The sequence below is a fragment of the Pseudomonas sp. HMWF006 genome (assembly GCF_003061205.1).
GTDB classification, from domain to species: domain Bacteria; phylum Pseudomonadota; class Gammaproteobacteria; order Pseudomonadales; family Pseudomonadaceae; genus Aquipseudomonas; species Aquipseudomonas monsensis.
The window spans coordinates 2,094-2,974 of record NZ_QAIU01000575.1 but is presented as its reverse complement, the minus strand read 5'-3'; the positions used below and the strand labels follow the sequence as shown (position 1 = coordinate 2,974).

2 protein-coding genes are annotated in these 881 nt (G+C 57.9%); one reads left to right on the top strand and one right to left on the bottom strand.

Annotated elements, in window-relative coordinates; all coding sequences use genetic code 11:
* The coding region (locus tag DBR24_RS33915) for a Ppx/GppA phosphatase family protein (RefSeq protein WP_371921362.1) at window positions 1-380 on the bottom strand (380 nt) is incomplete at its 3' end.
* Between the two features lie 309 nt (window positions 381-689).
* Between DBR24_RS33915 and DBR24_RS31335 the strand changes: the two genes are divergently transcribed.
* Window positions 690-881, top strand: a 192-nt coding sequence (locus DBR24_RS31335; protein WP_218278151.1) for a ParD-like family protein, incomplete at its 3' end; no start/stop codon positions are given.

Sequence of the window (881 nt, the reverse complement as noted above, 5' to 3'; positions counted from 1 at the left end):
ACGCCGGCATACACCAGCCGAGCCTCTTCATGTCCGGAAATGACGTCGATGTCAAAGCCCAGATGCCGCTCGGCGCTGGCGAGAAACAGTTGTGCATTGTCGGCTTCGCGCACGGCGCTGGTGGCCACCGCACGCACCCGACCCGCTTCGAATCCCCGCAGCTTTTTGCCGAACCGCGCCAACGCCTGCCAGCCGCGATCCAGCGCCAGGGTGTCCAGCGCGCCACCGTCAAACCCCTCGGCCAGGCGCACCGGTTCGCGCAAGGTTTTCACCTCCTGAATCATGAAGCCTTTGCGGCTGCGGACCGACTGGCCGATCATCATGCGAAATGCATTCGAACCCAGGTCGATGGCGGCAAACAGCGAGGCGTCTTCTTTCATGGGAGTCCTTGCAAAACGTCCGTCTCAAGGCTCAAGACGGTTTGCGAGGATTCTGCCGTGAAGTTGATGACATCCTGATGACGGCAGCGGGGCGGTTCAATGAATGTGCGCCTGTCATGACACTGTCATTATCCGGCGTCTATGCTGAGCCCAATACATCGCGTGTTCTTAAAGTTTTTGCTGCCTCTTTTGGCAGCTTTTTTTTGCCTGCGATTTGCCGCGCTACGTCCTGCAGATTGTGTGCGTTTGCAATTTGGCGTAAGGCTTGGCTAATATACGATCCATATACACAGCGTATCGGATTCATATATGGGCATCGTAAAGATTTCTGAGGACATGCACGAGAACCTGCGCATCTCCAGCAATGCACTCAGCCGCTCGATCAACGCGCAGGCCGAGCACTGGATGCGCATCGGCATGCTCGCCGAGCTGCACCCCAACCTCGACCACAGCGCCATTTGCCGCTTGCTGATTCGCGCCGAACAGAACGGCGGGCTGGAT